The following is a 23,776-nucleotide window of genomic DNA, read 5'->3' on the forward strand; positions in this document are numbered from 1 at the left end:
GGCCGCATCGGCGTGCGATGAGTCGGAGCAGCGGTGCGGCGCAAAAGCGCGGTGCGCGTGCCGATGAGGAGATGGGACATGAAGGCTTTCGCGGTTTCGTTCGTGTGCGCCGGCGTGGTGGCCGGCGCGGCGATCGCCCAGCCGTACTACGTGCGTGGGGAGTTCAACGGCTGGTCGAACAGCACCGATGCGATGACGCAGATCGGATCGAACGCCTGGAAGTACACGGTGACGGGGCTGAACCCCGGACAGGGGTACGAGTTCAAGGCGACCGTGGACGACTGGTCCATGAACGCGCCCGGGAGCAACGCGCGATACGTGGCGGATGCGAACGGAGAGTTGACGGTGTTCCTGTACGACACCAACACGCACGGCGACGGGTGGTCCCCCGAGGGCAAGTGGCGTCTCGGGTGGGCGGACTCTGGGTTGTTCGGATGGGAACTGGTCGGCGAGATGAACGGATGGGGCGGCGGGGCGGGGTGGGAGCTCGTGGATCAGGGCGGGGGCCTGCACAGCGCGGACTTCTCGCTTGGCGCGGGCACGTACGAGTTCAAGTTCCGTCGCGTGGGCGACTGGGGCTATTCGATCGGGGACGACTTCGGGAACTCGGCCGCGAACAACTCGATCACGGTCGGTGGAGCGTTGCCGGTGCGGTTCGAGTTGGATCTCGAGCACGGCCGCTGGCGTGCCTACGAGGTGCCCGCGCCGGGCGCGTTCGCGCTGCTGGGCGTGGCGGGGGTCGTGGGGATGCGCCGCCGGCGTTAAGCCGCGCGGAACAGATGGAGCATACCGAACGGGCGGCTCGCGTGGGCGGGTCGCCCGTATGCTTGTTCGCTCGTCGGCTTACGGCTCGACGGGGGACCGACCCGCGATGATGCGGTCCTTCGCGCCTGTGGCGACGAGGCGGTCGATGAAGTCGGCGTAGCGTCGGGAGACGGCGTCGAGGTCGTCGTCGAAGTAGGTCAGGAAGACTTCGGGGCCGGTTCGGCGCATGACGGCTGATCGAGCGGCGCGTTGGCCGAGGTGCGCCTGCACGGCACGGCGCATGCGGCCCTCGGCGGCGTCGAGGAGGAGACGGCGCATGGCATTGCGGTATCGGCCTTCATCGCCCTCGTTGAGGAAGTGGGCGAGTGCCCAGACCTGCGAGTAGTAGGTGAGCGTGCCGTCGGATGAGGCGCGGATGAGGTCTTCAGGGCGGGATTCGAGCAGCGTCTGGAGGGGGACGGTCTGGCCGCGTGCCCAGGCGGCGCGCAGGTGGTCGAAGCGCTCGATGTTCGCCCACGGGAGGAAGAGCGGCTGGTCGGGTCGCCTGGCGTCCCAGCGGAATCCCTCCATCCAGGCGGCGAGTCCCTCGTCGAGCCAGGCGGGGAGCGGCTCGGCGAAGGCGGACTGGGTGTACTGGTGCCAGCCTTCGTGGGCGGCGATGGCGAGGGTGTCGTGCAGGCCGATGTTGAAGAGGACGGCGCGGGCGTCGTCGGAGAATCCGCCGCGTTCGATGTGGAGGTAGCGTGAGGCGCGCTCCTCGCCGAGCAGGTCGCGGGTGAGGCGTGCCCATTCGGCGCGGTTGGAGAGGACGTAGAAATCCAGCCGGCGTCGAGGGGGGGGGAGCGGCGCGATTGCCGTGGTGTAGTTGGCGAGGGAGGCTTCCATGAATCCGGGGAGGCGGTCGGCGAGGGGCGTGTCGCGCTGCGTGGTGAAGATGCGGTAGGACGGCGTGGTGATGGCCTGACCGACGCGGCCGTTGAAGGTCCACGGCTCGACGGCGAGGGCGGGCGAGGTCGTGGACGCCGCGCCGACGACGCCGGGGGACGGAGCGGCGCGGTTGGCGCGGAGCGAGGGAGAGGACGCGCAGGCGGGGAGAAGCAGCAGGAGGCCGAGCGCGATCGCCCGGTTCACGGGAGGGCCTCCAGCAAGCCGGCCGCGGCGTCGCGTTCGGCGCGGGCACGGTCGAGCTGGTCGCGGGTCTGCTGGACGAGGTGTGCCGGGGCGCGGTCGGTGTAGCCGGGGTTGGCGAGGCGTTGTTCGAGCGCGCCGATCGAGCGGTCGAGATCGGCGATGCGCTTCGAGAGGCGTTCGCGTTCCGCTCCGGCGTCCACTGCGTCGGCGAGGTCGCCGAGGCGGAGTTCGTGACCTTCGAAGCGGAACGAGACGGAGGGGCCGTCGGGCGCGTCGGCGGTGACGGTGTGGAGGCCGGCGAGCGTCTGGACGATCGGCTCCGTGCTCGCGAGGAGGCGGACGATGTCGGCGGGGGCGTGGAGGCGGATGCGGCGCTTGGGCGGGGTCTGATGCTGCGAACGTACGTCGCGGATGGCCGTGATGAGGGCGCGGATGCGTTCGAACTCGCGTTCGGCGGACTCATCGTGCAGGTCGTCGTCGAGGATGGGCCAGCCGGCGGTGGCGAGCAGGCCGCCCTTGCGTGCGGGCGCGAGCGTGACGCCTTCGAGCGGATCGGCGCCGACTGCGCTGGCGCGCTCGAAGATGGCTTCGGTGACGAAGGGGATCATCGGGTGAAGGATTCGGAGCGTGGCCTCGAAGACGTGCGCGAGGACGGAGCGCTGGGCGCGGCTCGCGGCGACGGTGGGCTTGATGGCTTCGAGGTACCAGTCGCAGAAGTCGCGCCAGAGCAGGTCGTAGGCGGCCTGTGCATATGCGGCGAACTGGTAGCCGGCGATGGCCTGCTCGCAGGCGTGGACGGCGCTATCGAGGCGAGAGAGCATCCAGCGATCGACGAGCGAGAGCGAGGCGCGGGCGACGGATTCGCCGGTGTCGTGTTCGCCGGGTTTTTCGAGGATGCTCAGGGCGAAGCGCGAAGCGTTCCAGAGTTTGTTGCAGAAGTTGCGGCCGGCGTCGAAGCGTGTGGAGGAGTTCATGGCGAGCGGAGCGTCGGCGGTCGGTTTCGCGTGCCCGCCGGCGACGCCGTAGGAGGTGACCATCTTCTTCGAACAGGCGGGGCAGGTCTGGTGCGGCGCCGCGACGCGGTGGCCGGCGGGGGTGGTGGTCCAGGCGGGTTCGAAGGTGTGCGCGCAGTGCGGGCAGACGAGGTCCACGGGCATGCGGACGTCCTGCGTGGCGGTAGCGGCCTGGCAGAGGACGAGGCGGAGTGCGTCCGCGCCGTGGGAGTGAACGATGTCGAGGGGGTTGACGCCGTTGCCGAGGCTTTTGCTCATGCGCTGGCCGTGGCCGTCCTGGATGATGGGGTGGATATAGACGTCGCGGAAGGGGAGTGGGCCTGTGCCAGCGCCTTCGTCAAGGAAGTAGCGGTTGAACATGACCATGCGCGAGACCCAGAGGGTGATGATGTCGCGGCCGGTGCAGAGAACGTCGGTGGGGTTGAAGGCGGGGAGAAGGGAGGGGAAATCGGCGATGCCCGTGTCGCGTGCGGCGGCGTCGGCATCGGGCCAGCCCATGGTGGAGAGCGGCCAGAGGGCAGAGGAGAACCAGGTGTCAAGGACGTCGGGATCCTGTGTGAAGCCCGCTTCCACGAGGCGTTGTGCGTCGCGTGGGTCGGATCCGTCGTAGCACACAAAGAGGTCAAACGTGCGGTCCTTCTCCCGGTCGCGGCGCAGCACCTCCCGGGGATCGACTTCGTCGCCGGTTTCGTCTCGGGCACGGAGTGCGCCGTGCTCGTATTCACCACGCGCCAGGTGATCAAGCCCGCACGCGCCGAACTCGCCCGCCTCGGCGGAGTCGCCCCGCTTGATCGTCATCCGGCGGTGCCATACCGGGATGCGGTGTCCCCACCAGAGTTGTCGGCTGATGCACCAGTCGCGGAGGTTCTCGTGCCAGTGCTCGAAGGTTCTGGCGTAGCGGTCGGGGTGAAAGCGGAGTGTATCGTCCGACGATGAACAAATGTTCGTCGTGCGCTGGTCGGGCGCCATGGCGCGGAGGGCCGCGCCGCGGAGACTGTCGTCGGTGACCTTGACGTACCACTGGTCGCTCAGGTACGGCTCGACGGGGACGTGGCTGCGGTATGAGTGGCCGACGGCATGGCGGTAGGGGACGGTGCGTTCGAGCAGGCCGCGGGCGTGGAACTCACGGACGACGAGGTCGCGTGCTTCTTCGCGTGACTTGCCGAGGAAGACGGCGGCGTCGCCCACATCGCTCCAGCCGTGCCTGTCGCTGATGGAGGCGTCGGGGGCCATGACGTTGATGATGGGGAGGTCGTGGCGGCGGCCGATCTCGTAGTCGTTGGGGTCGTGGGCGGGCGTGACCTTGAGGAAGCCGGTGGCGAAGCGGGCCTTGGCGTCTTCGCTTTTCGCGTCAGCCATGACGACGTAGTCGTCTTCGACGATGGGGATGATGCGGCCGACGAGGGGGAGTTGCACGAAGAGGCCACGGAGAGGGATGGCGCGTGGGTCTTTGGGGTTCACGGCGACGGCGGTGTCGCCGAGGTAGGTTTCGGGGCGTGTGGTTGCGACGGTGAGCCAGGCGTTGTCGTCGGGTTCGTGCGCGTCCGCGCCGGGGTAGCCGCGTGCGGCGAGTTCGCCCCAGGTGACCTCCTGCGCGTCGCGCGGGTCGGCGGGGTTGGCGGGCTTGTGGACGAGGGGATAGCGAAGGTAGTAGAAGTGGCCGTCCACCTCTTCCATCTCGACCTCGTCGTCGGCGAGGGCGGTCTGCGTGACGGGATCCCAGTTGACGAGTCGCTTGCCGCGGTAGATGAGGCCGTCGCGGAAGAGGCGGAAGAAGGCCTCGCGGACGGCGCGGGCGCAGACCTCGTCCATGGTGAATCGCTGTCGCTGCCAGTCGCAGGAACAGCCGATGCGCTTCAGTTGGTCGGTGATGGTTGCCTCGTACTCGTCCTTGAAGGCCTGGATCTTCGCGACGAACTCCTCGCGAGTGAAGTCGGTGCGGCGCTTGCCTTCTTCGGCCAAGACGCGCTTCTCGACGACGGTCTGCGTGGCAATGCCGGCGTGGTCGGTGCCCGGCATCCAGAGCGTCTCGAAGCCCATCATGCGGTGGGCGCGGCAGAGGACGTCCTGCAGGGAGTTGTTCAGGGCGTGGCCGAGGTGCAGGGCGGCGGTGACGTTTGGCGGGGGGATGAGGATGCAGTACGGGGCGGCGCGGCCTTCGAGGACGCGCCGGGGGTCGGCGTGGAACGCGGCGGCCTCGTCCCAGCGCGTGCGGATGCGGTCCTCGTGCTCGGCGGGGAGGTAGCGTGTCGGCAGCGGGGATGGGAGGGAGGCGTTCGGATCGGTCATGGAGCCAGCAGTCTAAGCGTGCCGATACGCTATCGGCATGAGCGAGGCATCGGACGACGGGGCGAGAGGCGGGCGTGGATCGTGGGTGCTGGCGGGGCTGTTCGTGCTCGCACTGGCGGTGTTCGTGACCGCGGTGGTCGTGCGGCGGCCATCGTCGGCTGGGGCGGAGGGTGATCGACCCGGTGCGGCTCGCACGGTGGAGGGCGTGCTGCGGGCGGCGGCGGACTACGTACAGGCTGGAGAACGTGCGAAAGCGGAGGCGGTGCTGTCGGCAGCGGTGCGCGAGCACCCAGCGAACCCGGACCTGCGGCTGGCGTTCGGGGAGGTACTGGTTGCGTTGGGCCGGCCGGGAGCGGCGTATAGGGAGTACGAGGCCGCGCTGGCGAGCGGCGCGGACGGCGCGGCGGTGCACTTCGCGGCGGGAACGGTGGCGAGCATGGCGGGGCTGCCGGATCGTGCGGTGGAGCATTTCTCGGCGGCGCAGGCGGCCGACCCGACGAAGGCGGACTACCCGCTGTATCTGGCGCAGGTGCAGTTGCGACAGGGGGACGTGCAGCGTGCGAAGGTGAACCTGCTGCTGACGGCGCGGCTGGATGAGGGGCGTGCGGTGGTATGGGGGACGCTGGCGGAGATCGCGCTGCGCGAGAACAAGCCGGACCTGGCATTGCAGCACGTGGTTCGGGCGCGGGAGATCGAGCCGCGCGTGACGGCGTGGCGCGTGGTGGAGGCGCGCGCACTGAACAGACTGGGTGAGCCGGAGCGGGCGCTGCTCACGCTGCGCGGTGTCGAGGGGGCGGACGTGCGCTCGCTGCCGGTGCTGCGACTGATGGGGGAGTGCTACGGGTTGCTCGGGAGGCCCGGCGACGCTGCGCGGGAGTTTGCGCAGGCGTCGGATGCGACGCCGGGCGACGCGGAACTCGCGTTCGAGGCTGCGACGTGGCTGGAACGAGCGGAGGAGATGGACGGCGCGCTGCGGTTCGCGCGGCGTGCGGCTGAACTCGGGCACGCCGGGGCGAAGGAGATGACCGCGCGTCTTGGCGGGGGTTGATGCTTGGGTTGCGAATCGCGGTCAGCCGCGGCTGCCGATGAGTTTGAGGAACTGTGCGACCTGGTATCGGCCGTAGATGGGAACGGCGATCTGCTGAGCCTTGGCGAAGGGCTTGCCGTGCTTGATGCCGGCGGCCTTGAGGAGTCTCTTGACGGTTGCCAGTTCCGCCTTTGTAGCGACGACGAGGCGTACCTCGTCGCCCTTCTTGTACCCCATGTAGCCCTCTTTGTCGAGGCGTTTGGTGTTCTGCTTGCGGACATAGCCGTTGCGCTTGTAGAAGGCGGCGAGCTGCTCGGCGACCTTGGCGGGGGGGGCCTTCTCGGCCATGGGTTCGATCCTCCTGGCCGACCGCGGGCGTCGGCGTGGCAGCCACTATAGCGGGTCGGGACCGGGCGGTGGGGGGGGCGTGCGAGGAGCCTGGGTCGGGGTTACTTGTCGTCGCGGTTGACGGCCTTGAAGGCGACGGCGGCCACAGCCCCGCCGGCGAAATCGGCGGCAAAGTGGACCCAGACATCGGAGAAGGAGACGAGTTTCATCAGGCAGGCACCGAGGGCGACGGCGGGGTTGAAGGCGCCGCCCGAGATGCCGCCGACGGCGAACGCGCCGACCATCACCGTGCCGCCGATGGCCAGGCCGTAGAAGGAGTTGTTCGCGGTGCCCTTGGCGGTGGCCGTGTTCAGGACAACCCAGGCGAGTGCGAAGGTGAAGAGGAACTCGGCGAGAAGCGCGGCGGGGACGCCCTCGATCGTCATGGGCATGCCGGTGCGGCCGGTGAGGAACGTCGCCGCGAGAGCCGCGGCACCCGCAGCGAGCAGCTGGGCGACCATGTAGAGCATCGCATCGTTGCGCGAGCATCGGCCGCGCATGAGGACGGCGAGCGTAACCGCGGGGTTGTAGTGCCCCCCGGAGACGTGCCCGCCCGCGAAGACCATGACCATGAGCGCGCCGCCGATGGCGAGCGGGGCGATGACGCCCGGCGCGTCCTGTAGGACGGTGCATCCGACGGTGAGGACGAGGAAGAACGTGCCGATGAACTCGACAAGGTACTTGTTCAGGCTCATGCGGTATCCCCGGTGATGGCATGACGCCCCCGGCACGTCGGCCGGGGGTTTGGCGGGGAGGAGTGTACCTCGGACGAGACGGACCTGCCTGAAACGGATGGGGGCAGGCTGCGTGCGTCAGTCGCAGCCTGCTGCGAAGATGTTGAGGAAGGCGAGGACGTCGAGGGTGTTGATGACGGTGTCGCCGTTGAGGTCGGCGGCGGGGTCGCCTGCGGTCCAGGCGTTGAGGAACTGGAGGACGTCGAGGGTGTTGACCGTGCCGTCGTTGTTCCAGTCGGCGGGGCAGGCCTCGACAACATCCGCGATGAGGGCGACGTGGAACTCGGGCATGTCGGGGTCGTTGGAGGCGATGACGAGGGTGGTCTCGAAGAAGCCGACGTTTGAGGTGTCGAGCGTGACGGTGTGCTGGTTGAGCGTGCCGCCGGGGGCGTCGGCGTGCGGGCCGAAGGGGGCGGCGTAGGGGGGGGCGACGGCGAGTGTGTAGACGGCGTTCTCGATGCCGCCCTCGCCCCAGAGTTCGGTGTCGCCGGCGTTGCCGACGGTGAGGATCAGTGAGGCGTCCGTGCCCTGAGTGACGGTGCCGAAGTCGAGCAGCCCGTCCGCGACGATGCGGGCGGGGACGCGGAGGTCGAGGAAGACGGGCAGGTGGCCCGCGCCGTTGGCGACGGCCTTCAGGGCGTCGGCGATGGCGGGGCCGACCATCTCGTTGCCGTCGCTTCGCAGTACGGTGTCGAAGGATGAGCCGTCGTTGCCCCACGAGCGGTAGGAGTGGTTCGGGTCGTTCCATGTGAAGGTGGAGTAGGGCATGGCGGGGTCGCCGATGTAGTCGAGTCCCTGGCCGTCGATGAGCGTGGCCGAGAGGAGGAGTTGGTCGTGTCGGTCGTCCATGCCGCCCGGGCCGACGGGGTCCTGGGTGTGGACGAAGCGGAAGTTGGGGTTGTTGTTCCACGAGCCGGGAGTGGCGATGGGATCAAAGAAGCGGCCGGCGTTGTTGGCCTGCGAGCCGACGAGTTCCTGATAGGCGGCCTGGTTCGAGGACTGGATGTTGAAGTCTCCGCCGAGGATGAAGTGGCGGTCTACGGGGAGGGACTCGGCGTCGGCGCGGATGGCCTGGGCTTCGAGGAGGCGTCGCTGTTGATCCTGGCTGGAGGTGCCTGCCTTCATGTGGGAGGAGTAGAGGGAGACGATGGTCGCGTCGGACTCGTAGCCGACGGGGCGCACGTCGTAGCGGTTCACGTCGCGCGGGTGGTTCGGGGGGGGGCCGCCCTCGGCGACGACGACCGAGTCGAGGAGGTGAAGTTTCGAGGTACGGTAGACGAAGGCGTTGTCGGTATCGTTGCCGTCGATGAAGGGGGCCATCGCCCAGTCGCCTGGTGACCCGGGCGCGGTATTGAGGGCGAGGACGATGTGCGCGACGGCGGCTTCGCTGACCATCTCCTGGAGGAGGATGGCGTCGGGTGCGAAGGATCGGCCCTCGAAGACGCCGTAGACGGAGGTCTGGATGTGCGACGTGCGCCCGCCGGAGTAGTACGAGATGTTCCAGGTGGCGACGCGCAGGCCGTCGGCGGCGGATGCGCTCGAGGTACCGAGGAGTGTGAGGGCGAGAGCGGGGACAACTCGGTGGAACATGGGAACGATGTTATCGCCGATCGATCGCATCGCAAAGGGTTTGGCTGTGGTTCTCCGGCGTGTGGGGGTTGCGGTGGAAGACGGTCGCATGACAACAGGCTCACGCGGAGGTTCGGATCGTGCGGGCGGGCGGCTCAGCCGGGGCGGGTCATGCTCATGGGGTCGAGGAGGCGGTCGAGGTCGGCGTCGGGGAGGAGGTGCTGCTCGCGGGCGAGCTGGCGGACGGTCTTGCCTTCCTTGTACGCCTGCTTGGCGAGGGCGGCGGCCTTGTCGTAGCCGATGACGGGCGCGAGACTGGTGCACATGGCGAGGCTGCCCTCGATGAGTTCGCGGCAGCGGTCCTCGTCGGGTTGGAGGCCGGCGAGGAGGTTGGCCGTGAACATCGCGCAGCCGTTGGCGAGCAGGTTGATGGAGTCGAGGAGGGCATCGGCCATGACGGGCATGGCGACGTGGAGGTCGAGCAGGCCGCCGACGCCGCCGAGACCTGCGGTGGCGATGGCGGCGTCGTTGCCGATGACGCGGCAGCAGACCATGACGAGCGACTCGCAGATGACGGGGTTCACTTTGCCGGGCATGATGGATGAGCCGGGCTGGACGGCGGGGAGGCGGAGTTCGCCGATGCCGCAGCGCGGGCCGCAGCCCATGAGCCGGACGTCGCCGGCGATCTTGCTGAGGCTGACGGCGATGGTGCGGAGGTGGCCGGAGGTCTCGACGATGGAGTCGCGGGCGTGCTGTGCCTCGAAGTGGTTGTCTGCTTCGCGGAAGGGAACGCCGGTGAGTTCGGCGAGATCTGCGGCGACGAGACGTGCGAAGTCGGGGTGGGTGTTGATGCCGGTGCCGACGGCGGTGCCGCCGATGGCGAGTTCCGCGAGCGAATCGAGGGCGCGGCCGAGGCGATCGACGCCGTGGCGGACCTGGGCGGCGAAGCCGGAGAACTCCTGCCCGAGGCGGATGGGGGTCGCATCCTGAAGGTGGGTGCGGCCGATCTTGACGATGCCGTCCCACTCGCGGGCCTTCTTCTCGAGTTCGACGGCGAGAGCGTGCATGGCAGGAATGAGTCTGGCGGTGATCGCGAACGCGGCGGCGACGTTCATCGCGGTTGGGAAGGTGTCGTTGGAAGACTGCCCCATATTGACGTGGTCGTTGGGGTGTACGCCGCCGGCTTGGAGATAGGCGGGATCCTTCGAGGAGCCGATGGGCTTGCCCCTGGCGAGACAGACGAGGTTTGCTACGACCTCGTTGACGTTCATGTTGGTGCTGGTGCCGGAGCCTGTCTGGAAGACGTCGACGGGGAAATGCCGTGCGAGTCCGCCGTGTTCCGCGAGGCCGCGTTCGATCTGTGCGCAGGCGGCGACGATGGACTCTGCTCGCGGTTCGTCGAGGAGTCCGAGGCGACGGTTGGCGCGTGCGCACGCGGCCTTGATGAGGGCGAAGGCGTGGATGATCTCGGCTGGAACGGGTCGGCCCGAGACCGGGAAGTTGAGGACGGCCCGCTGGGTGGAAGCGCCGTAGAGGGCATCGACGGGAACGGCCATCTCGCCCATGGTGTCCCGTTCGGTGCGCGTCGCGCTGGCTGGTGGCATGGAGTGCTCCTTGTGCGGGATTCTAGCGGACGGTCATAGGATGTTCGTGCAGGGAAGGGCGGCGTTGGGCGTGCCGGGCCGGTGAAGGAGGAACCTCGGGCGCGCAAGGCCGTACCACTGTGAGGGCGAGGGCGGTCCAGCGAAAGGATGAGCGATGAACGCAGGGCGAGTGTTGGCGGGGATGATCGCCGCGCTGATCGGGTTGGGGATGGCTGGCGAAGGCGCATGTGCGCAGGGGGGGCGCACGACACCGCGCGACCGTCAGCAGGGCCAACCGGCGCCTGCGCCGGGCGGCTCGACACCCGTGACGACGCCTGCTGGCACACAGCCGGCGGCGCAGGCGGTGCGTTTGAAGCCCAGCCCGTACATCGTGCGTGAGGAGAACCGCTCGAAGCGTTGGACGATGACGGTGGACGTGAACATCGAGGCGTGGAAGCGGTACATCGAAGGCCGGCCGCCGGAGAACGATCGGTTCACGTTCAGCAGCGCAACGATCGTGTGGCCGCTGGTTCCCGAGACGGCGTCGAGCGTGATGGACGCGGTGGAGTCTGCGAGCGGCATCCAGCCTGCGATCAGCGGCGTGGTGAAGTTCCAGGACCGCGAGGTGACGCGCGAGACGGCGATCATCGCGGCGGACGCTGGAGGGAACGTGCTGCACTCGGGGACGTGGCGGGCCCAGTGGGTGATGCCACCTCTGGAGGGGGCGTCGCTGTACGACGGCCGGGAGATGAGCCTGCAGGTGGTGATCCCTGTGACGTCGTACCGGACGACGTTCGACGAGCGTGGGGCGCGCGCGGTGGCGTGGCCGAAGGAGGCGTGGCCGCCGGAGGCGCACGCGACATTCGCGCCGCAGATGTTCATCGATTTCGGTCCGGACGGCCGTCCGTATGACACCGCGCCGGTATCGGACCTGGTGGCGATCTGGACCGAGGGGCGCGATCCGAAGTCGATCGCGCCGGTGACGCTGGCGAAGTGGTTCGCGGCCAAGGTGGTGGAGCACGTGCAGTTGAGCGGCGACGGGCTGGCGTTCGACCGCACGGGGATGATCGAGGGGCTTGACTTGAAGGGCGCGCCGCTGACCGCACTGGAGAAGCGAGGGAGCGAGTACGACATGGCGTGCCTGCTGGCGGCCGTGTACCGCAAAGCGGGTCTGCCGGCGCGGATCGTGATCGGGTACGACCAGGAGTCGCGGGCCGGCAAGCAGGTCTACCTGAAGCGGCCCAAGAGCGTGCCGGACCTGCGAGCGTGGGTGGAGTTTGCGCTCTACGACGAAGCGAACGGGACGTTCGGCTGGGTTCCGGTCGACCCTGCGGCGATGCGCGGCTCGTCTTCGCGTCTGCCGCCGAACTTCATGGACCGGGACCAGCGGTATTTCGGCACGCACGACGAGCTGGACCGCGTGATTCCGTTCGCGTTCCACTTCCACCCGCCGACGACGGTGCGTGCGTACGGGTCGCCGGGATTCTGGGGGTGGTTCGTGACGCCGGTGCCGCCGGATCGTGCGTATCAGCGACTCTCGTTCCGCGCGCACACGACGCCTGTGCGGGCGACGCCGCCGGGGGCACGGCCCGGCAGCTGACCGCGCGTCAGAACCTGTCCATCCAGTTGGGCTGCGGGAGATAGGTGAAGTCGTCGGTGGTGTGGGGGCGGTCGGGCGGAACGGGCAGCGCGATGCGGACGTGGCCGTCGAGGAAGCCGAGGGTCGCCTGCACGGCCTTGGGCGAGTACCAGCGCTGGCCGCGGTCGTCGCCGTCGTCGTAGTTGTAGATGGGGTGCGAGCCGACGACCCAGGTCTTCGTCGTGTCATGGACCGGCGGCATGCGTCCGCCCTTGGGAGGCACGAGGGTGGGGTAGTCGTCGCCCCAGGGGTTGGTGTCCGGGGCGTGATCGTTGAGGGTGTAGCTCGCGCCGAGCAGGTCGTACATGGATTCGCAGCGCTCGAAGCCGGGGATGGGGAGGTTCTCGGCGCCCTTGTCGGCGGGTGATCGGCAGGGCTCGACCTCGGCGACGGTGTCGGCGTCGTCGGGGGGGGGCGTCCAGTCGATGAGGTAGCGGTTGAGGGGTCGGCGTTCCGCGCCGTACTCGTCGATCTGGAGCATGGGCAGCGTGCCCTTCTTGCCGGCGAAGAGCGTGCCGATGACGGTCGGCTCGCCGTCGAAGCCGGGCACGAGCACCTGCGGCAGGTGCTCGCGGTGATCGTGGAGATACATGGCGATGGCGAGGTTGATCTGGCCGGTGCGCGAGCCGCAGAGCGTGTTGCGTGCGGTCTGCCTGGCCGCGCCGAGCGCGGGGAGCAGGATGCCGACGAGCAGGGCGATGATGGCGATGACGACGAGCAGTTCGATGAGGGTGAAGGCGCGTGGGCGTGCCATGCCGGCATCTTACCGCGGGAGGCGCGCTGCTACTGGAGGGCGTTGGAGAAGTGCTTCTCCTGCACGGGGACGACGACTTCGAGGACGCGCTGGAGGACGCGGCCGGGGGAGCCCATCGCGTCAACGTCGTGGATGACGGACCTGGGGTAGTGCGCGAGGACGGGGCGCGTCTCGGCCTCGTAGACCTCCCAGCGGCGGCGGATGACCTCCTCCTTGGCGTCGTCGGCGCGGTTCTCCTTCAGGGCGCGGCGGCGGAGGCGCTCGATCATCTTCTCCTTGTCGGAGCAGATCAGGTGCACGATGGCGAGCACGTTGATGTGCTTCTCCATCAGTTGTGCCTGGTTGACGTTGCGGGGGATGCCGTCGAGGACGAGGAGATCGACGTGCGGCTTGTAGAGGCTGAGAACGGTCTGGGCGTGGAGGTTCTCCTTCCACATGCGAACGGTGACGTCGTCGGGGACGAGTTCGCCGCGGGAGGAGTACTCGACGAAGATTCTTCCGAGTGGGGAGTGGATGTCGAGCGTGCGGAAGACCTCGCCGCAGGAGAGGTGGTAGAAGCCGGGGATCAGGCCGAGGATCTTGCCCTGGGTGCCCTTGCCCGCGCCGGGGGCGCCGAAGAGGAGGATGGTCTGGTAGCGGTCGGGCATTGGGAGTCTCCGTCGCGCTGCTCCACCCTGGCACTGTTGGAGCGCGCCAGTGTACGCAGTATCGGCCTCGTGGCGTCTCTGCTTCGGCTCGGCCCGGGTAGGCCGCGTGAGTCAGCCTGCCGCGAGGACTTCCTTGGCCATGTTGGCGGGCATGGGCCGGTAGGCGAGGAACTCCATGGTGTTGCTGGCTCGTCCCTGGGAGAGGCCGCGGAGGACGGTGGTGTAACCGAACATCTCGGAGAGGGGGACTTCGCAGGTGATGACCTTGACGCCGTCGCGGTCCTCGGTGTCGACGATCATGCCTCGGCGTGAGGAGATGTCGCCGGTGACGTTGCCGACGTAGTCCTCGGGGGTGAGGATGACGACCTTCATGATGGGTTCGAGGAGGAGGCTTCCGGCCTTGGCGACGGCCTCGCGGAGGGCGAGGCGTGCGGCCTGCTCGAAGGCGACCTGCGATGAGTCCACCTGGTGGTAGGAGCCGTCGATGAGTTCGACCTTGATGTTGATGAGGGGGTAGCCGGCGGTGACGCCGGAGATGGCGGTCTGGCGGATGCCGGCCTCGACGGAGGGGATGTATTCCTTGGGGACGGAGCCGCCGATGATCTTGTTGACGAAGGCGACGGAGTCTCGGAAGTCGAGTCCCTCGGCCTTGGCTTGCTCTGGGGTGCATGGTTCGAGGTTGATGATGACGTCGCCGTACTGGCCGCGCCCGCCGGTCTGCTTGACGAACCGGCCGCGGACGTTCTTGGCCGGTCCGGCGATGGCCTCTCGGTAGGAGACACGCGGCTTGCCGACCTCGACGTTGACCTTCATGTCGCGGACGAGCTTGTTCTTGATGATTTCGAGGTGGAGTTCGCCCATGCCGGCGATGATGGTCTGGCCGGTTTCCTCGTCGTAGTTGGATCGGAAGGAGGGGTCCTCGCGGCGGATGGTGACGAGAGCCTCGGAGAGTTTGCGCTTGTCGTCGGCGGTCTTCGGCTCGATGGACATGGAGATGACCGGCTCGGGGAACTCCATGCGTTCGAGGATGATCGGGTTCTCGGGGTCGCAGAGCGTGTCGCCGGTGATGGAGTCCTTGATGCCGACGACAGCGACGATGTTGCCCGCGCCGACCTCTTCGAGGGGGATGCGGTCCTTGGCGTGCATTTCGAAGATTCGGCTGGCGATCTCGCGCTTGCGGTTGACGGGGTTGAGGAGGCGCGTGCCTTTCTTGAGGACGCCGGAGTAGATTCGGACGTAGGTGAGGTCGCCGTGCGTATCGCTGACGACCTTGAAGACGAGTGCGGAGAAGGGGGCCGTGTCAGAGTGGGGGCGGGAGAGTTTCTTCTCGCGGTCGTCGGGGTCGACGCCCTCGACTTCCGGGACTTCGGTGGGATTGGGGAGGTAGTCGATGACACCGTCGAGGAGGCGCTGGACGCCGATGTTGCGGAGGGCCGCGCCGCAGAAGACGGGGTTGCACCTGCGGGCGAGCGTGCCGGCGCGGAGGGCCTTGCGGATGTCGGCGTCGGTGATGGATGACTCGTCCTCGAGGTATCGCTCCATGAGGGCGTCGTCGAGTTCGGCGGCCTTCTCGACGAGTTCGTGGCGCCAGAGTTCGGCGGTCTCGCGGAGGTGTTCGGGGATGTCCTTCTCGGTGACGACCGCGCCCTGCTCGTCGGCGTCGAAGTAATACGCGCGCATAGTGAGCAGGTCGATGAGGCCTTCGAGGGTCTGGCCCTGGCCGATGGGGTACTGCACGGCGATGGGGTTCGCGCCGAGGCGCTGGCGGATGGAGCGGAAGGAGAACTCGAAGTTCGCACCGAGCTTGTCCATCTTGTTGATGAAGCAGAGGCGCGGTACACGGTAGCGGTCGGCCTGGCGCCAGACGGTCTCGGACTGGGCCTCGACGCCCTCCTTGCCGTCGAAGACGGCGACTGCGCCGTCGAGCACGCGGAGCGAACGCTCGACCTCGATGGTGAAGTCGACGTGACCGGGTGTGTCGATGAGGTTGATCTTGTACTCGACGCCGTTGCGTGTCCACGGGCAGGTGGTTGCGGCGGACTGGATGGTGATGCCGCGTTCCTGCTCTTCCTGGAGGAAGTCCATGGTCGCGGTGCCCTCGTGGACCTCGCCCATCTTGTAGTTCTTGCCGGTGTAGAAGAGGATGCGCTCGGTGACGGTGGTCTTGCCGGCGTCGATGTGGGCGCAGATGCCGATGTTGCGGATATGGGAAAGGTCGATGGCCATGGGTCGGTCTCGGTGGTTCGTTCGTGCGATCGTGGCGGGCACCGGGCGAAGCCGGCACGGGCCGTGGTGGTCTGGTGGATGGTCCCCGGCGCGGTCGTCCGTGTCGGGGTCGGGTGTCTGAGAGGTGTTGAGTCGCGGTAGGCGGCTCTCGGCGTCGGCCCCCCTCGGGCCGTCCGGGCCGCCCGCCGTCTCAGAGTGCGGCGGGGGTCGGCCCGGATTCGTCTTCCTCGTCCATGGCGCGGTCCCCTTTTCGGATCGGCCGTTTTCGGGCGCGGCTTGGGCGAACGCCTCCCGCCGCGACCACGGGCTACTCCCTGATCGGTCGATTGTTCGAGGGGCGTTGGTGGGAATCAAGAACCGCCGAGAAGTTCATCGATCCTTTGTCTGCGAGGGGGGTCGAGGCCGGCGAGGGGGTCAAGACGCTTGAGGGCGTCGATCTCGACGGCTCTGGCGGCCCAGCGGCGGGCGTCTTCGGTGCGGCGGAGGGCGTGGATGGTCAGGCTCTGGCGGGGGTGAGGAGTTGCTCGGGCTGCTGGAGGAGTCGGACGATCTCGGCGAGGGCGAGGGCGCCGGTCGCGCCATCGACGACGCGGTGGTCGCAGGCGAGGCTGAGGGGGAGGAGTCTGCCGACTCGGAACCAGCCGTCGCGTGTGACCATGCCCTCGTGGACGCGCCCTACGGCGAGGATGCCGACTTCGGGGTAGTTGATGACGGGGGTGGCGAAGCGGCCGGCGTGGCTGCCGACGTTGCTGATGGTGAAGGTCGAGCCGAGGAGTTGCTCGCGGGGGATGGAGCGTTCGCGGGCGGCGCGGGCGATGGCGTCGATCTGTCGTCCGATTTCGAGGACGCCGAGCTTGTCGGCGTCGCGGATGACGGGGACCATGAGGCCGGAGTCGGTGTCGGTGGCGATGCCGAGGTGTACTGCGCGGTGCTGGACGATCTGCTCGGCCTTGTCGTCGACGGTGGCGTTGAGCGCGCCGAACCTGCCGGCGAGGGCGCGGCAGACTGCGGAGCAGACGAAGGGGAGGAAGGAGACTTTCTCGCCGCTGGCGGCCGCGAGCCTGCGGCGGAGCGAGTCGAGTTCGGTGACGTCGGCCTCGTCCATGACGGTGAAGTGGACGGCGGTTGAGACGCTCTCGCGCAGGCGGTTGGCGATGGTGCGGCGTACGCCGCGGAATGGGATGACGGCCGTGTCCGCGCCCGGGGGGATGGCGGGCTGCTGCGCGGGGGCGTGCGAGTGGGAGGGCGCGCGTGCGGGGGGGGGTGAAGCGGGGATGGCGGTTGTCGGGATGGGTGCGGGGCGGGTCTGCGCGGCGGCAGCGTGGCGGGAGCCGGCGGAAGTGAACGCGCGGACGTCCTTTTCGGTGACCCGGCCGCCAATGCCGGAGCCGGGCACCTGATTGATGTCGATGCCGAGTTCGCGGGCGAGGCGGCGTACGGCGGGGGTGGCGAGGGCCTTGCCGTCGCGTGGGGTCATTCCGGCGAGGTCGCCGCCGACCTGGCCGACAACGGTGCCTGCGTCCTCGCGTTCGGCTTCCGGTTCAGGCTCGGGCGTGATCGCGGGGGCGTGCTTTGACGCTGCCGGCGCGACGGGCGCGGAGCTTGACGGCGATCCATCGCCCTTATATTCGACGAGGACGGAGCCGACCTTGAGGATGTCGCCTTCCTTGCCGTGGAGTGCGGCGATGACGCCTGCGCGTGGGCTGGGGACTTCGACGAGAGCCTTGTCGGTCTCCATCTCGGCGAGGATGTCGTGCTCGTCGACGGCCTGTCCGACCTGGACGCGCCACTTGATGAGTTCGGCCTCGTGTACGCCCTCGCCGAGGTCGGGGAGGATGAACTGGTCCGGGTTCGCGGATTTCGTGTGGGCCATGCGATCTGTCCTCTGGTTCTGATCCTTGCCGCTGCGTTCGTGTGGTAGCCGCGCTCCGGGCGTTCGCGCTCAGTACGCGAGGCACTCCTCGATGCACTTTCGGATGCGAGGGGCTTCGGGAAGGTAGTCGAGTTCGAGTTTGTAGTAGGGCATGACGGTGTCGAAGCCTGTGCATCGCTGCACGGGGGCTTCGAGGTGGAGGAAGCAGTGCTCCTGGATGATGGTTGCGATCTCCGCGCCGAGGCCCGCGGTCTTGGGGGCCTCGTGGACGACGACACAGCGGCCGGTCTTGCGGACGCTCTCGACGATGGTGTCGGTGTCGATGGGGTAGATGGTGCGAAGGTCGACGAGTTCGACGCTGGCATCCTCGGGGAGTTCGTCCATGGCGGCGAGGCACTGGAAGACGGGTGCGCCCCAGGTGACGACGGTGACGTCGGTTCCCTCGGCGACGACCTTAGCCTGGCCGATGGGGATGGTGTAGTCGTCCTCGGGAACGTCCTCGCGGAAGCTGCGGTAGACACGCTTGGGTTCGAAGAAGACGACCGGGTCGGGGTCGCGGATCGCGCTGAGGAGGAGGCCCTTGGCGTCGTATGGCGTGCTGGGCATGACGACCTTGAGTCCCGGGTGATGGGCGTAGATGGCTTCCGGGGAATCGGAGTGGAGTTCGGGGGCGTGGATGCCGCCGCCGACGGGGACGCGGACGGTGAGGGGGATGGTGACCGCTCCGCGGCTGCGTGTGCGATAGCGAGCCGCGTGGTTGACGAGCTGGTCGTAGGCGGGTCCGAGGAACCCTTCGAACTGGATTTCGGGGACCGGCCTCATGCCTGCCATGGCGAGTCCGATGGCGGTGCCCATGATGCCGGATTCGGCGAGTGGGGTATCGGCGACGCGTTCTGGACCGAAACGTTTCTGGAGTCCTTCGGTGACACGGAAGACGCCGCCGTTGAGGCCGACGTCTTCGCCGAGGACGACGATGCGCTCGTCGCGTTCCATCTCGTGGGCGAGAGCGTGGTTGATGGCTTGGACAAGTGTCATCTGCGCCATGGTGGTTCTCGTTCGTGGGAAGGCTCAGGGCGGAGCGAGTCGCGTGCCGCTCAGCGGGTGGGGGCGTTCGCCCAAGATTCGCGGTCGATCTGGGTCGGATCCTGGCCGATCGAGCTGGTCCGCAGGGTGTCGCGCTGGCGGGCGATCTCGTCGGGGAGTTCGGCGAAGGTGAAGTTGAAGATGTCGTCGGTGGTGGGCTTCTCGATCCCTTCCGCGGCGCGGACGACTTCCTGCACGATCGCCTTGGCGCGTTCCTCGGCGGCCCGCTGGCGGTCGTCGTCCCACAGGCCCTTGCTCTCGAGATACTTGCGGGTGCGGATCATCGGGTCTTTCTGCTGCCACGCGGCGACCTCCTCGGGGTCGCGGTATCGGCGGGCGTCGTCGGCGGTGGTGTGGTCGCCGAGGCGGTAGGTGACGGCCTCGATGAAACTCGGACCGCCGCCGCTGCGGGCGCGGTCGAGCGCGTCGCGAGTCTCCTTGTAGACGGCGAAGAGGTCGTTGCCGTCCACCTGGACGGTGGGCATGCCGTAGGCGAGCGCCTTCTGTGCGATGGTTTCGGAAGCGGTCTGCGTTTCGCGCGGGACGCTGATGGCCCACTGATTGTTCTGGCAGAAGAAGACGCAGGGGACCTGGAGCGTGGAGGCGAAGTTGGCGGCCTCGTGGAAGTCGCCCTCGCTGGTCGCGCCGTCGCCGAAGTAGGTGATGACGCAGCGTGGCTCGCGTCGGATTTTGTACGCCCACGCGATGCCGGTCGCGTGGAGCATCTGGGTGCCGATGGGGATGCTGATGGGGGTGACGTTGACGCCTTCGGGAATCTGGTTCCCGCGTTCATCGCCCATCCAGTGCAGGAGGATGTGCTCCATGGGGAGGCCGTGGAGGAAGAGGGCGGCGTTCTCGCGGTAGCAGGGGACGAGGAAGTCGGTTCCCTTCTTCGCGGCGAAGCCGGAGCCGAGCGCGGCGGCCTCCTGGCCCTTGTTCTGCGGGTATGTGCCCATGCGGCCTGAACGCTGGAGTTTGAAGGCGACCTCGTCGTACTGGCGGCAGATGACCATCTGCTCGTAGAGGAAGGCGACCTGCTCGTCGGTCAGGGTGCCCGCGGCGAGCTTGGCATCGAGGCGTCCCTCCTCGTCGAGAACCTGCACGTACTCGACGCGCGCTTCGTAGACGACCTTCCTCGGCATCGGCGTCCTCCCGCCCGCCCGGTTCCGGGTCGGGCTGCTCTCTGGCGACAGCGTAGCGGCCCGGTGGGCCTGCGACGTGCCGGTACGGCTCAGCGTTGCGCGGCGTCCGCGGTCCGGGCGTGCGAGTCGCCCGGGAACAACTTGATCGACGAGTGGTCGGTCCGCCGGCCTTTCCCGCGCTGGGGCGTCGGGCTGCGCTCGGGGATGATGAAGTCCTCGGTGGGGAGAGAGTCGTTGTGGCGAAGGGCGGCGTCCGCGGCCGCGAGCATGGTCTCGTCCGCGTTGAAGTAGAGCTCGCGATAGAAGCGGTTGATCTCGATCTCGGCGAGGTCGAAGAAGTGGAGTGCGGCGGCGCGGTCGCGTTCAAAATCGAGGCCGCCGTTGCCGTCGTGGCGGCGCACGTCGCGGTCGAGTTTGCTGAGCGTGCACGCCCAGGCGTGGAGGTAGATGGCGGCGAGCGCGAGCCTTGCCTGCACGGCCTGCCGGGAGACGACGGCGGCGTCGTAGCGTTTGCTGGTCTGCTTGAACTGGTAGGTGTGCTCGGAGATGAGGCGTGCGAGGCGCTGCGCTTGCGGGCGGAGCGAGGGATGGACGCCCTCGATGGCCGGGGCGCGTCGGCGGACGCCGAGGAAGACCTCCGCGGCGAGGGGGATGGCTGCCCTGAGGAGGGCCGGGCTGAGTTTCCTGGAGAGGGGGGCGTCGCGGATGCTGAGCATCCATTCGCCGAGTTGTTTCCCGCCGTAGGCGAAGATGAAGGACCACATGAGGTCGTTGGAGCCTTCGACGATGATGTTGATGCGTGAATCGCGGAAGGTGCGTTCGATCTCATTCTCGGTCATGTAGGACTCGCCGCCCATGATCTGCATGGCGTCGTTGACGACGCGCCAGCCCATCTCGGAGCAGAAGACCTTGCAGGCGGCGGTCTCGACCATGATGTCCTCGTCGTGGCGGTCGAGCATGCCTGTGGTCATGTAGAGGACGGCGTCCATGGCGTAGACCATGGCGGCCATGTGTGCGATGCGCTGGCGGACGAGTTCTTTTTCCGAGAGGGGATCGCCGAACTGGTAGCGGGTCTGCGACCATCGGATGGCCTGGTTCATCGCACCGTAGGCTCCGCCGAGCATGCCGGCGCTGAGGGTGCATCGTCCGTAGTTGAGGCAGCTGAGGGCGACGTTGAGGCCGCGGCCCTCTTTGTGCAGGAGGTTGAACTTCGGCACTCGGACGTTGGAGAAGCGGATGCGTGCCTGCCAGGTTCCGCGGATGCCGCACTTGCTGCGGTTCTTCTCGAAGATGTTGACGCCTTCCATGTCCGGCGTGCAGACGAGAGCGGTGACCTTCTCGGACCCGTCGGGCATCTTCTGGCGCGCCATGACGGTGAAGAGTCCGCTGATCGCGGCGCTGGTCGCCCACTTCTTCTCGCCGTTGAGGATGTAGTGAGTTCCGTCGGGCGAGAGTTCGCAGGTGGTCTCCTGCCCGCCGGCGTCGCAGCCGACGTTCGGCTCGCTGAGGCAGAACGCGCTGAGCCAGTCCTTGGCGAGGCGAGGGAGCCAGAGGCGTTTCTGCTCCTCGGTGCCGAAGAGCATGATGGCCTTGCAGCCGATGGACTGGTGCGCGCTGACCAGCACGGCGGTGGAGCCGCAGTAGCGGCCGATCATCTCGAGGACGTGGTTGTAACTGGTGATGCCCATGCCCAGGCCGCCGTACTCCTTGGGGATGGTCATGCCGAGGACGCCCATGGAGAAGAGCCGGTCGATCACCCAGCGCGGGATCTCCTGCTCCTGGTCGATCTGGATGGCGGGGTGCTCGGTCTTGAGGTAGCGTTCGAGTTCGGCGAGCAACTGGTCGCAGCGAGCGGCTTCGTCCGGGCTGACTTCCGGGTAGGGGAGCACGAGGTCGTTGCGGAATCGTCCCCAGAAGAGGTTCTTGATGAAGCCCATCGAGGTCGGCTCCGGGCCGAGGAGGGCTTCCGCCTCCGCGATGAGTTTGCGGTCCTTCTCCGAGACGCCCTTCATCGACTTCAGGTCTGCCATGGGACACCTCTGCGTCACGCGGTGAGGCCGCGTGTTTCCTCCCCCGGGTTGGCGTGAATCCTCGAACTCCGTCCCCCGGGCGTCATCCTTTCTTCGCCGTGCGCTCGAAGAACGCACGGATGGCTTCGACGGCGGCGGGCGTGCGACGCAGCGCCACGAGTCTCTGTCGCTCGGCGTCGAGCGCGGCCTGCCATCCCCGGGCCGTGCCGGCATCGACGGCGTCGAGCACGGCCTTGCCGGGCAGGCTCGAACCCACCTCGCCTCGGACTTCATCGGCAGCGGCGAGTACGGCGGGGGCGGTCTCGCTCCGCCCGATCCAACGAGCCGGGGCTGCGTCGCGTTTCGGCGTCTTCTGAGCGCAGACCCACGACTTGGCCGCGTCGAGCAGTTCATCCGGTGTGGCGGCGACGTCATCGAAGAGGCCTGCCTCGGCGGCTTCGTCGAAGGCCATGGTGCGGCCGGTTGCGGTTCTGCGGATCGCGTCGGCGGGGTCCATGCGAGCTGGGAGCAGGTTGGTGCCTCCCCAACCGGGGCAGAGGCCGAGGGATGCCTCGGGCAGGCCGACCTGGTATGGCTTGCCTGAGGGTGAGGGCGAGGCGACGAGGCCGTCGCAGTGCATGGCGAGTTCCAGGCCGCCGCCGAGCGCGGCACCGTTGATCGCCGCGACGGTGGGGCAGGGGAGTTGCGAGAGGATGCCGAAGACGCGCTGGCCGTAGTCGAGGTAGCGGTCGAGTTGTTCGTCGCTCAGGTCGCTGATGGCCTTGAGGTCCGCGCCGGCGACGAAGGCACGCTCGCTGGCGGAGGCAAGCACGACGGCGCGAGCGTCGACGGGGATGGTTGCGAGTGTCGCTTCGAGTCGCTGAATGAGCGCGTGGTCGAGGACGATGATGGGCCTGTCCACCTGTTCAAGCCGGATCGTGAGCACGCCTTCGTGCTCTCCGCGGTCATCGCGCTCGACTGGCAGCGGTTGGGCCGTCATTCGTCTGCTCCGACCGCCCGGCGGCTGGCCGAAGCCGACACCGGACATACCCCGATCACGTCCCGGAACAGCGGGAGTATAGCGCGCGATGGCAGCGGCGTGCTCTGGAATCGGCGTGTTCAGGGCTTCGTGGAGAGGCGTTGTCGGAGGCGGGACTGCGCATCCTCGGTGGCGAGCACCGAAGCCGACAACTCGGCACCTCGGCGAACGATGGTGTCGTCATCGGAGCCGTCGAGGGTGTTGAGGAGGCGCTTTGTCTCCCGGAGCGCGAGGGGGCCGGCCTTGGAGAGCCTGTCGGCAAGGTCCGCGACGGCGGTTTCGAGATCGGCGAGCGTCGGGAGGCTGCGGGTTGCGAGACCGATCGCGGCTGCCTCCTGGCCGGACATGACGCCTCCCGCGAGCAGGACGTGCCGCGCCCTGCCTGGGCCGAGGCGTTTGACGACCCAGGGCGCGACGACAGCCGGACAGACGCCGAGATCGACTTCCGGGAATCCGAGTTTGGCGTCGTTGTGGGTGAAGACGAAGTCGCCGACGCACGCGAGTCCGCAGCCGCCGCCGATGGCAGCGCCGTTGACAGCCGCGACGATCGCCATTGGCAGTCTGCGGAGGCGGAGGGTCAGTTCGGCGAGGAGGCCGAGGAGGGTCGAGCCTGCGGCGGCGTCGCCGAGCACGGCACGGAGGTCCATGCCCGCGCAGAACGCTGGTCCGCTGCCTGTGAGCACGAGGACAGAGGGGGGGGGTAAGGTCGCGTCGATCTCGCCGACACGTGCGAGGAGGCTCTGGAGAAGAGGGACCGAGAGTGCGTTGCGCGCATCCGGCCTGTTCAGGGTGAGACGAGCGATGGCGCCGTCGATGGTCAGGGTAGTCAGCGTGTCGGTCATGGCGGCGTCGAGTGGAGGGTGCGT

General features: G+C 68.1%; 18 protein-coding genes. 3 read left to right on the forward strand and 15 right to left on the reverse strand.

The window, feature by feature from the left end; all coding sequences use genetic code 11:
• Positions 1 to 78: 78 nt before the first annotated feature.
• On the forward strand, positions 79 to 765 hold the full coding sequence (locus FBT69_04705; GenBank protein MDL1904101.1) for a hypothetical protein: 687 nt from the start codon (positions 79 to 81) through the stop codon (positions 763 to 765).
• A 78-nt stretch (positions 766 to 843) separates the two neighbouring features.
• Here FBT69_04705 and FBT69_04710 read toward each other — a convergent pair whose 3' ends face one another.
• Together FBT69_04710 and FBT69_04715 are read right to left on the reverse strand one after the other, a co-directional pair.
• A complete protein-coding gene (locus FBT69_04710) occupies positions 844 to 1,896 on the reverse strand; it encodes a hypothetical protein (GenBank protein MDL1904102.1) in 1,053 nt (350 codons plus the stop codon).
• Complete coding sequence (locus FBT69_04715) at positions 1,893 to 5,198, reverse strand: valine--tRNA ligase (protein MDL1904103.1); 3,306 nt, start codon at positions 5,196 to 5,198, stop codon at positions 1,893 to 1,895. The genes FBT69_04710 and FBT69_04715 overlap by 4 nt, the downstream gene beginning before the upstream one ends.
• A gap of 37 nt (positions 5,199 to 5,235) precedes the next feature.
• Between FBT69_04715 and FBT69_04720 the strand changes: the two genes are divergently transcribed.
• Positions 5,236 to 6,246 carry a tetratricopeptide repeat protein gene (locus FBT69_04720; protein MDL1904104.1) on the forward strand — a complete coding sequence of 337 codons (1,011 nt, stop codon included), beginning with the start codon at positions 5,236 to 5,238 and terminating at the stop codon, positions 6,244 to 6,246.
• A 21-nt stretch (positions 6,247 to 6,267) separates the two neighbouring features.
• Here FBT69_04720 and FBT69_04725 read toward each other — a convergent pair whose 3' ends face one another.
• From FBT69_04725 to FBT69_04740, 4 genes are all read right to left on the reverse strand, one after another.
• Entirely contained in the window at positions 6,268 to 6,573 is a 306-nt protein-coding gene (locus FBT69_04725; GenBank protein ID MDL1904105.1) for a hypothetical protein, read from the reverse strand.
• A gap of 101 nt (positions 6,574 to 6,674) precedes the next feature.
• Positions 6,675 to 7,307 (reverse strand): porin, encoded by a 633-nt coding sequence (locus FBT69_04730; GenBank protein MDL1904106.1) that lies wholly within the window; start codon positions 7,305 to 7,307, stop codon positions 6,675 to 6,677.
• Positions 7,308 to 7,424: 117 nt separating this feature from the next.
• Positions 7,425 to 8,936 carry a hypothetical protein gene (locus FBT69_04735; GenBank protein MDL1904107.1) on the reverse strand — a complete coding sequence of 504 codons (1,512 nt, stop codon included), beginning with the start codon at positions 8,934 to 8,936 and terminating at the stop codon, positions 7,425 to 7,427.
• A 134-nt stretch (positions 8,937 to 9,070) separates the two neighbouring features.
• Complete coding sequence (locus tag FBT69_04740; protein ID MDL1904108.1) at positions 9,071 to 10,519, reverse strand: class II fumarate hydratase; 1,449 nt, start codon at positions 10,517 to 10,519, stop codon at positions 9,071 to 9,073.
• Positions 10,520 to 10,673: 154 nt separating this feature from the next.
• Between FBT69_04740 and FBT69_04745 the strand changes: the two genes are divergently transcribed.
• Entirely contained in the window at positions 10,674 to 12,098 is a 1,425-nt protein-coding gene (locus FBT69_04745; protein ID MDL1904109.1) for a transglutaminase domain-containing protein, read from the forward strand.
• A 7-nt stretch (positions 12,099 to 12,105) separates the two neighbouring features.
• Here FBT69_04745 and FBT69_04750 read toward each other — a convergent pair whose 3' ends face one another.
• The 9 genes from FBT69_04750 to FBT69_04790 form a co-directional block, all read right to left on the reverse strand.
• Positions 12,106 to 12,891 carry a type II secretion system protein gene (locus tag FBT69_04750; protein MDL1904110.1) on the reverse strand — a complete coding sequence of 262 codons (786 nt, stop codon included), beginning with the start codon at positions 12,889 to 12,891 and terminating at the stop codon, positions 12,106 to 12,108.
• Positions 12,892 to 12,920: 29 nt separating this feature from the next.
• Positions 12,921 to 13,538: a nucleoside monophosphate kinase gene (locus FBT69_04755; GenBank protein ID MDL1904111.1), complete on the reverse strand. Its 618-nt coding sequence runs from the start codon at positions 13,536 to 13,538 to the stop codon at positions 12,921 to 12,923.
• Positions 13,539 to 13,649: 111 nt separating this feature from the next.
• Positions 13,650 to 15,764 carry an elongation factor G gene (gene fusA / locus FBT69_04760; protein MDL1904112.1) on the reverse strand — a complete coding sequence of 705 codons (2,115 nt, stop codon included), beginning with the start codon at positions 15,762 to 15,764 and terminating at the stop codon, positions 13,650 to 13,652.
• A gap of 496 nt (positions 15,765 to 16,260) precedes the next feature.
• Positions 16,261 to 17,637, reverse strand: coding sequence for a 2-oxo acid dehydrogenase subunit E2 (locus FBT69_04765; GenBank protein ID MDL1904113.1), 1,377 nt, complete (start codon positions 17,635 to 17,637; stop codon positions 16,261 to 16,263).
• A gap of 69 nt (positions 17,638 to 17,706) precedes the next feature.
• Complete coding sequence (locus FBT69_04770) at positions 17,707 to 18,681, reverse strand: alpha-ketoacid dehydrogenase subunit beta (protein MDL1904114.1); 975 nt, start codon at positions 18,679 to 18,681, stop codon at positions 17,707 to 17,709.
• Positions 18,682 to 18,731: 50 nt separating this feature from the next.
• On the reverse strand, positions 18,732 to 19,862 hold the full coding sequence (gene pdhA, locus FBT69_04775; protein ID MDL1904115.1) for a pyruvate dehydrogenase (acetyl-transferring) E1 component subunit alpha: 1,131 nt from the start codon (positions 19,860 to 19,862) through the stop codon (positions 18,732 to 18,734).
• Between the two features lie 89 nt (positions 19,863 to 19,951).
• Complete coding sequence (locus FBT69_04780) at positions 19,952 to 21,892, reverse strand: acyl-CoA dehydrogenase (GenBank protein MDL1904116.1); 1,941 nt, start codon at positions 21,890 to 21,892, stop codon at positions 19,952 to 19,954.
• An 82-nt stretch (positions 21,893 to 21,974) separates the two neighbouring features.
• Positions 21,975 to 22,919 carry an enoyl-CoA hydratase/isomerase family protein gene (locus tag FBT69_04785; GenBank protein MDL1904117.1) on the reverse strand — a complete coding sequence of 315 codons (945 nt, stop codon included), beginning with the start codon at positions 22,917 to 22,919 and terminating at the stop codon, positions 21,975 to 21,977.
• A 71-nt stretch (positions 22,920 to 22,990) separates the two neighbouring features.
• On the reverse strand, positions 22,991 to 23,752 hold the full coding sequence (locus tag FBT69_04790; protein MDL1904118.1) for an enoyl-CoA hydratase/isomerase family protein: 762 nt from the start codon (positions 23,750 to 23,752) through the stop codon (positions 22,991 to 22,993).
• Between the last annotated feature and the right edge of the window lie 24 nt (positions 23,753 to 23,776).

Origin of the sequence: Synechococcales cyanobacterium CNB (assembly GCA_030263455.1) — a bacterium.
Classification (GTDB): Bacteria; Planctomycetota; Phycisphaerae; order Phycisphaerales; family UBA1924; genus CAADGN01.

Bases quoted from the DNA above. Each gene is read 5' to 3' on its own strand.
- FBT69_04735 (MDL1904107.1), bottom strand. From the start codon at position 8,936: ATGTTCCACCGAGTTGTCCCCGCTCTCGCCCTCACACTCCTCGGTACC.
- fusA (MDL1904112.1), bottom strand. From the start codon at position 15,764: ATGGCCATCGACCTTTCCCATATCCGCAACATCGGCATCTGCGCCCAC.
- FBT69_04725 (MDL1904105.1), bottom strand. From the start codon at position 6,573: ATGGCCGAGAAGGCCCCCCCCGCCAAGGTCGCCGAGCAGCTCGCCGCC.
- FBT69_04745 (MDL1904109.1), top strand. From the start codon at position 10,674: ATGAACGCAGGGCGAGTGTTGGCGGGGATGATCGCCGCGCTGATCGGG.
- FBT69_04720 (MDL1904104.1), top strand. From the start codon at position 5,236: ATGAGCGAGGCATCGGACGACGGGGCGAGAGGCGGGCGTGGATCGTGG.
- FBT69_04750 (MDL1904110.1), bottom strand. From the start codon at position 12,891: ATGGCACGCCCACGCGCCTTCACCCTCATCGAACTGCTCGTCGTCATC.
- FBT69_04755 (MDL1904111.1), bottom strand. From the start codon at position 13,538: ATGCCCGACCGCTACCAGACCATCCTCCTCTTCGGCGCCCCCGGCGCG.
- pdhA (MDL1904115.1), bottom strand. From the start codon at position 19,862: ATGCCGAGGAAGGTCGTCTACGAAGCGCGCGTCGAGTACGTGCAGGTT.
- FBT69_04790 (MDL1904118.1), bottom strand. From the start codon at position 23,752: ATGACCGACACGCTGACTACCCTGACCATCGACGGCGCCATCGCTCGT.
- FBT69_04780 (MDL1904116.1), bottom strand. From the start codon at position 21,892: ATGGCAGACCTGAAGTCGATGAAGGGCGTCTCGGAGAAGGACCGCAAA.
- FBT69_04785 (MDL1904117.1), bottom strand. From the start codon at position 22,919: ATGTCCGGTGTCGGCTTCGGCCAGCCGCCGGGCGGTCGGAGCAGACGA.
- FBT69_04715 (MDL1904103.1), bottom strand. From the start codon at position 5,198: ATGACCGATCCGAACGCCTCCCTCCCATCCCCGCTGCCGACACGCTAC.
- FBT69_04730 (MDL1904106.1), bottom strand. From the start codon at position 7,307: ATGAGCCTGAACAAGTACCTTGTCGAGTTCATCGGCACGTTCTTCCTC.
- FBT69_04765 (MDL1904113.1), bottom strand. From the start codon at position 17,637: ATGGCCCACACGAAATCCGCGAACCCGGACCAGTTCATCCTCCCCGAC.
- FBT69_04705 (MDL1904101.1), top strand. From the start codon at position 79: ATGAAGGCTTTCGCGGTTTCGTTCGTGTGCGCCGGCGTGGTGGCCGGC.
- FBT69_04770 (MDL1904114.1), bottom strand. From the start codon at position 18,681: ATGGCGCAGATGACACTTGTCCAAGCCATCAACCACGCTCTCGCCCAC.
- FBT69_04740 (MDL1904108.1), bottom strand. From the start codon at position 10,519: ATGCCACCAGCCAGCGCGACGCGCACCGAACGGGACACCATGGGCGAG.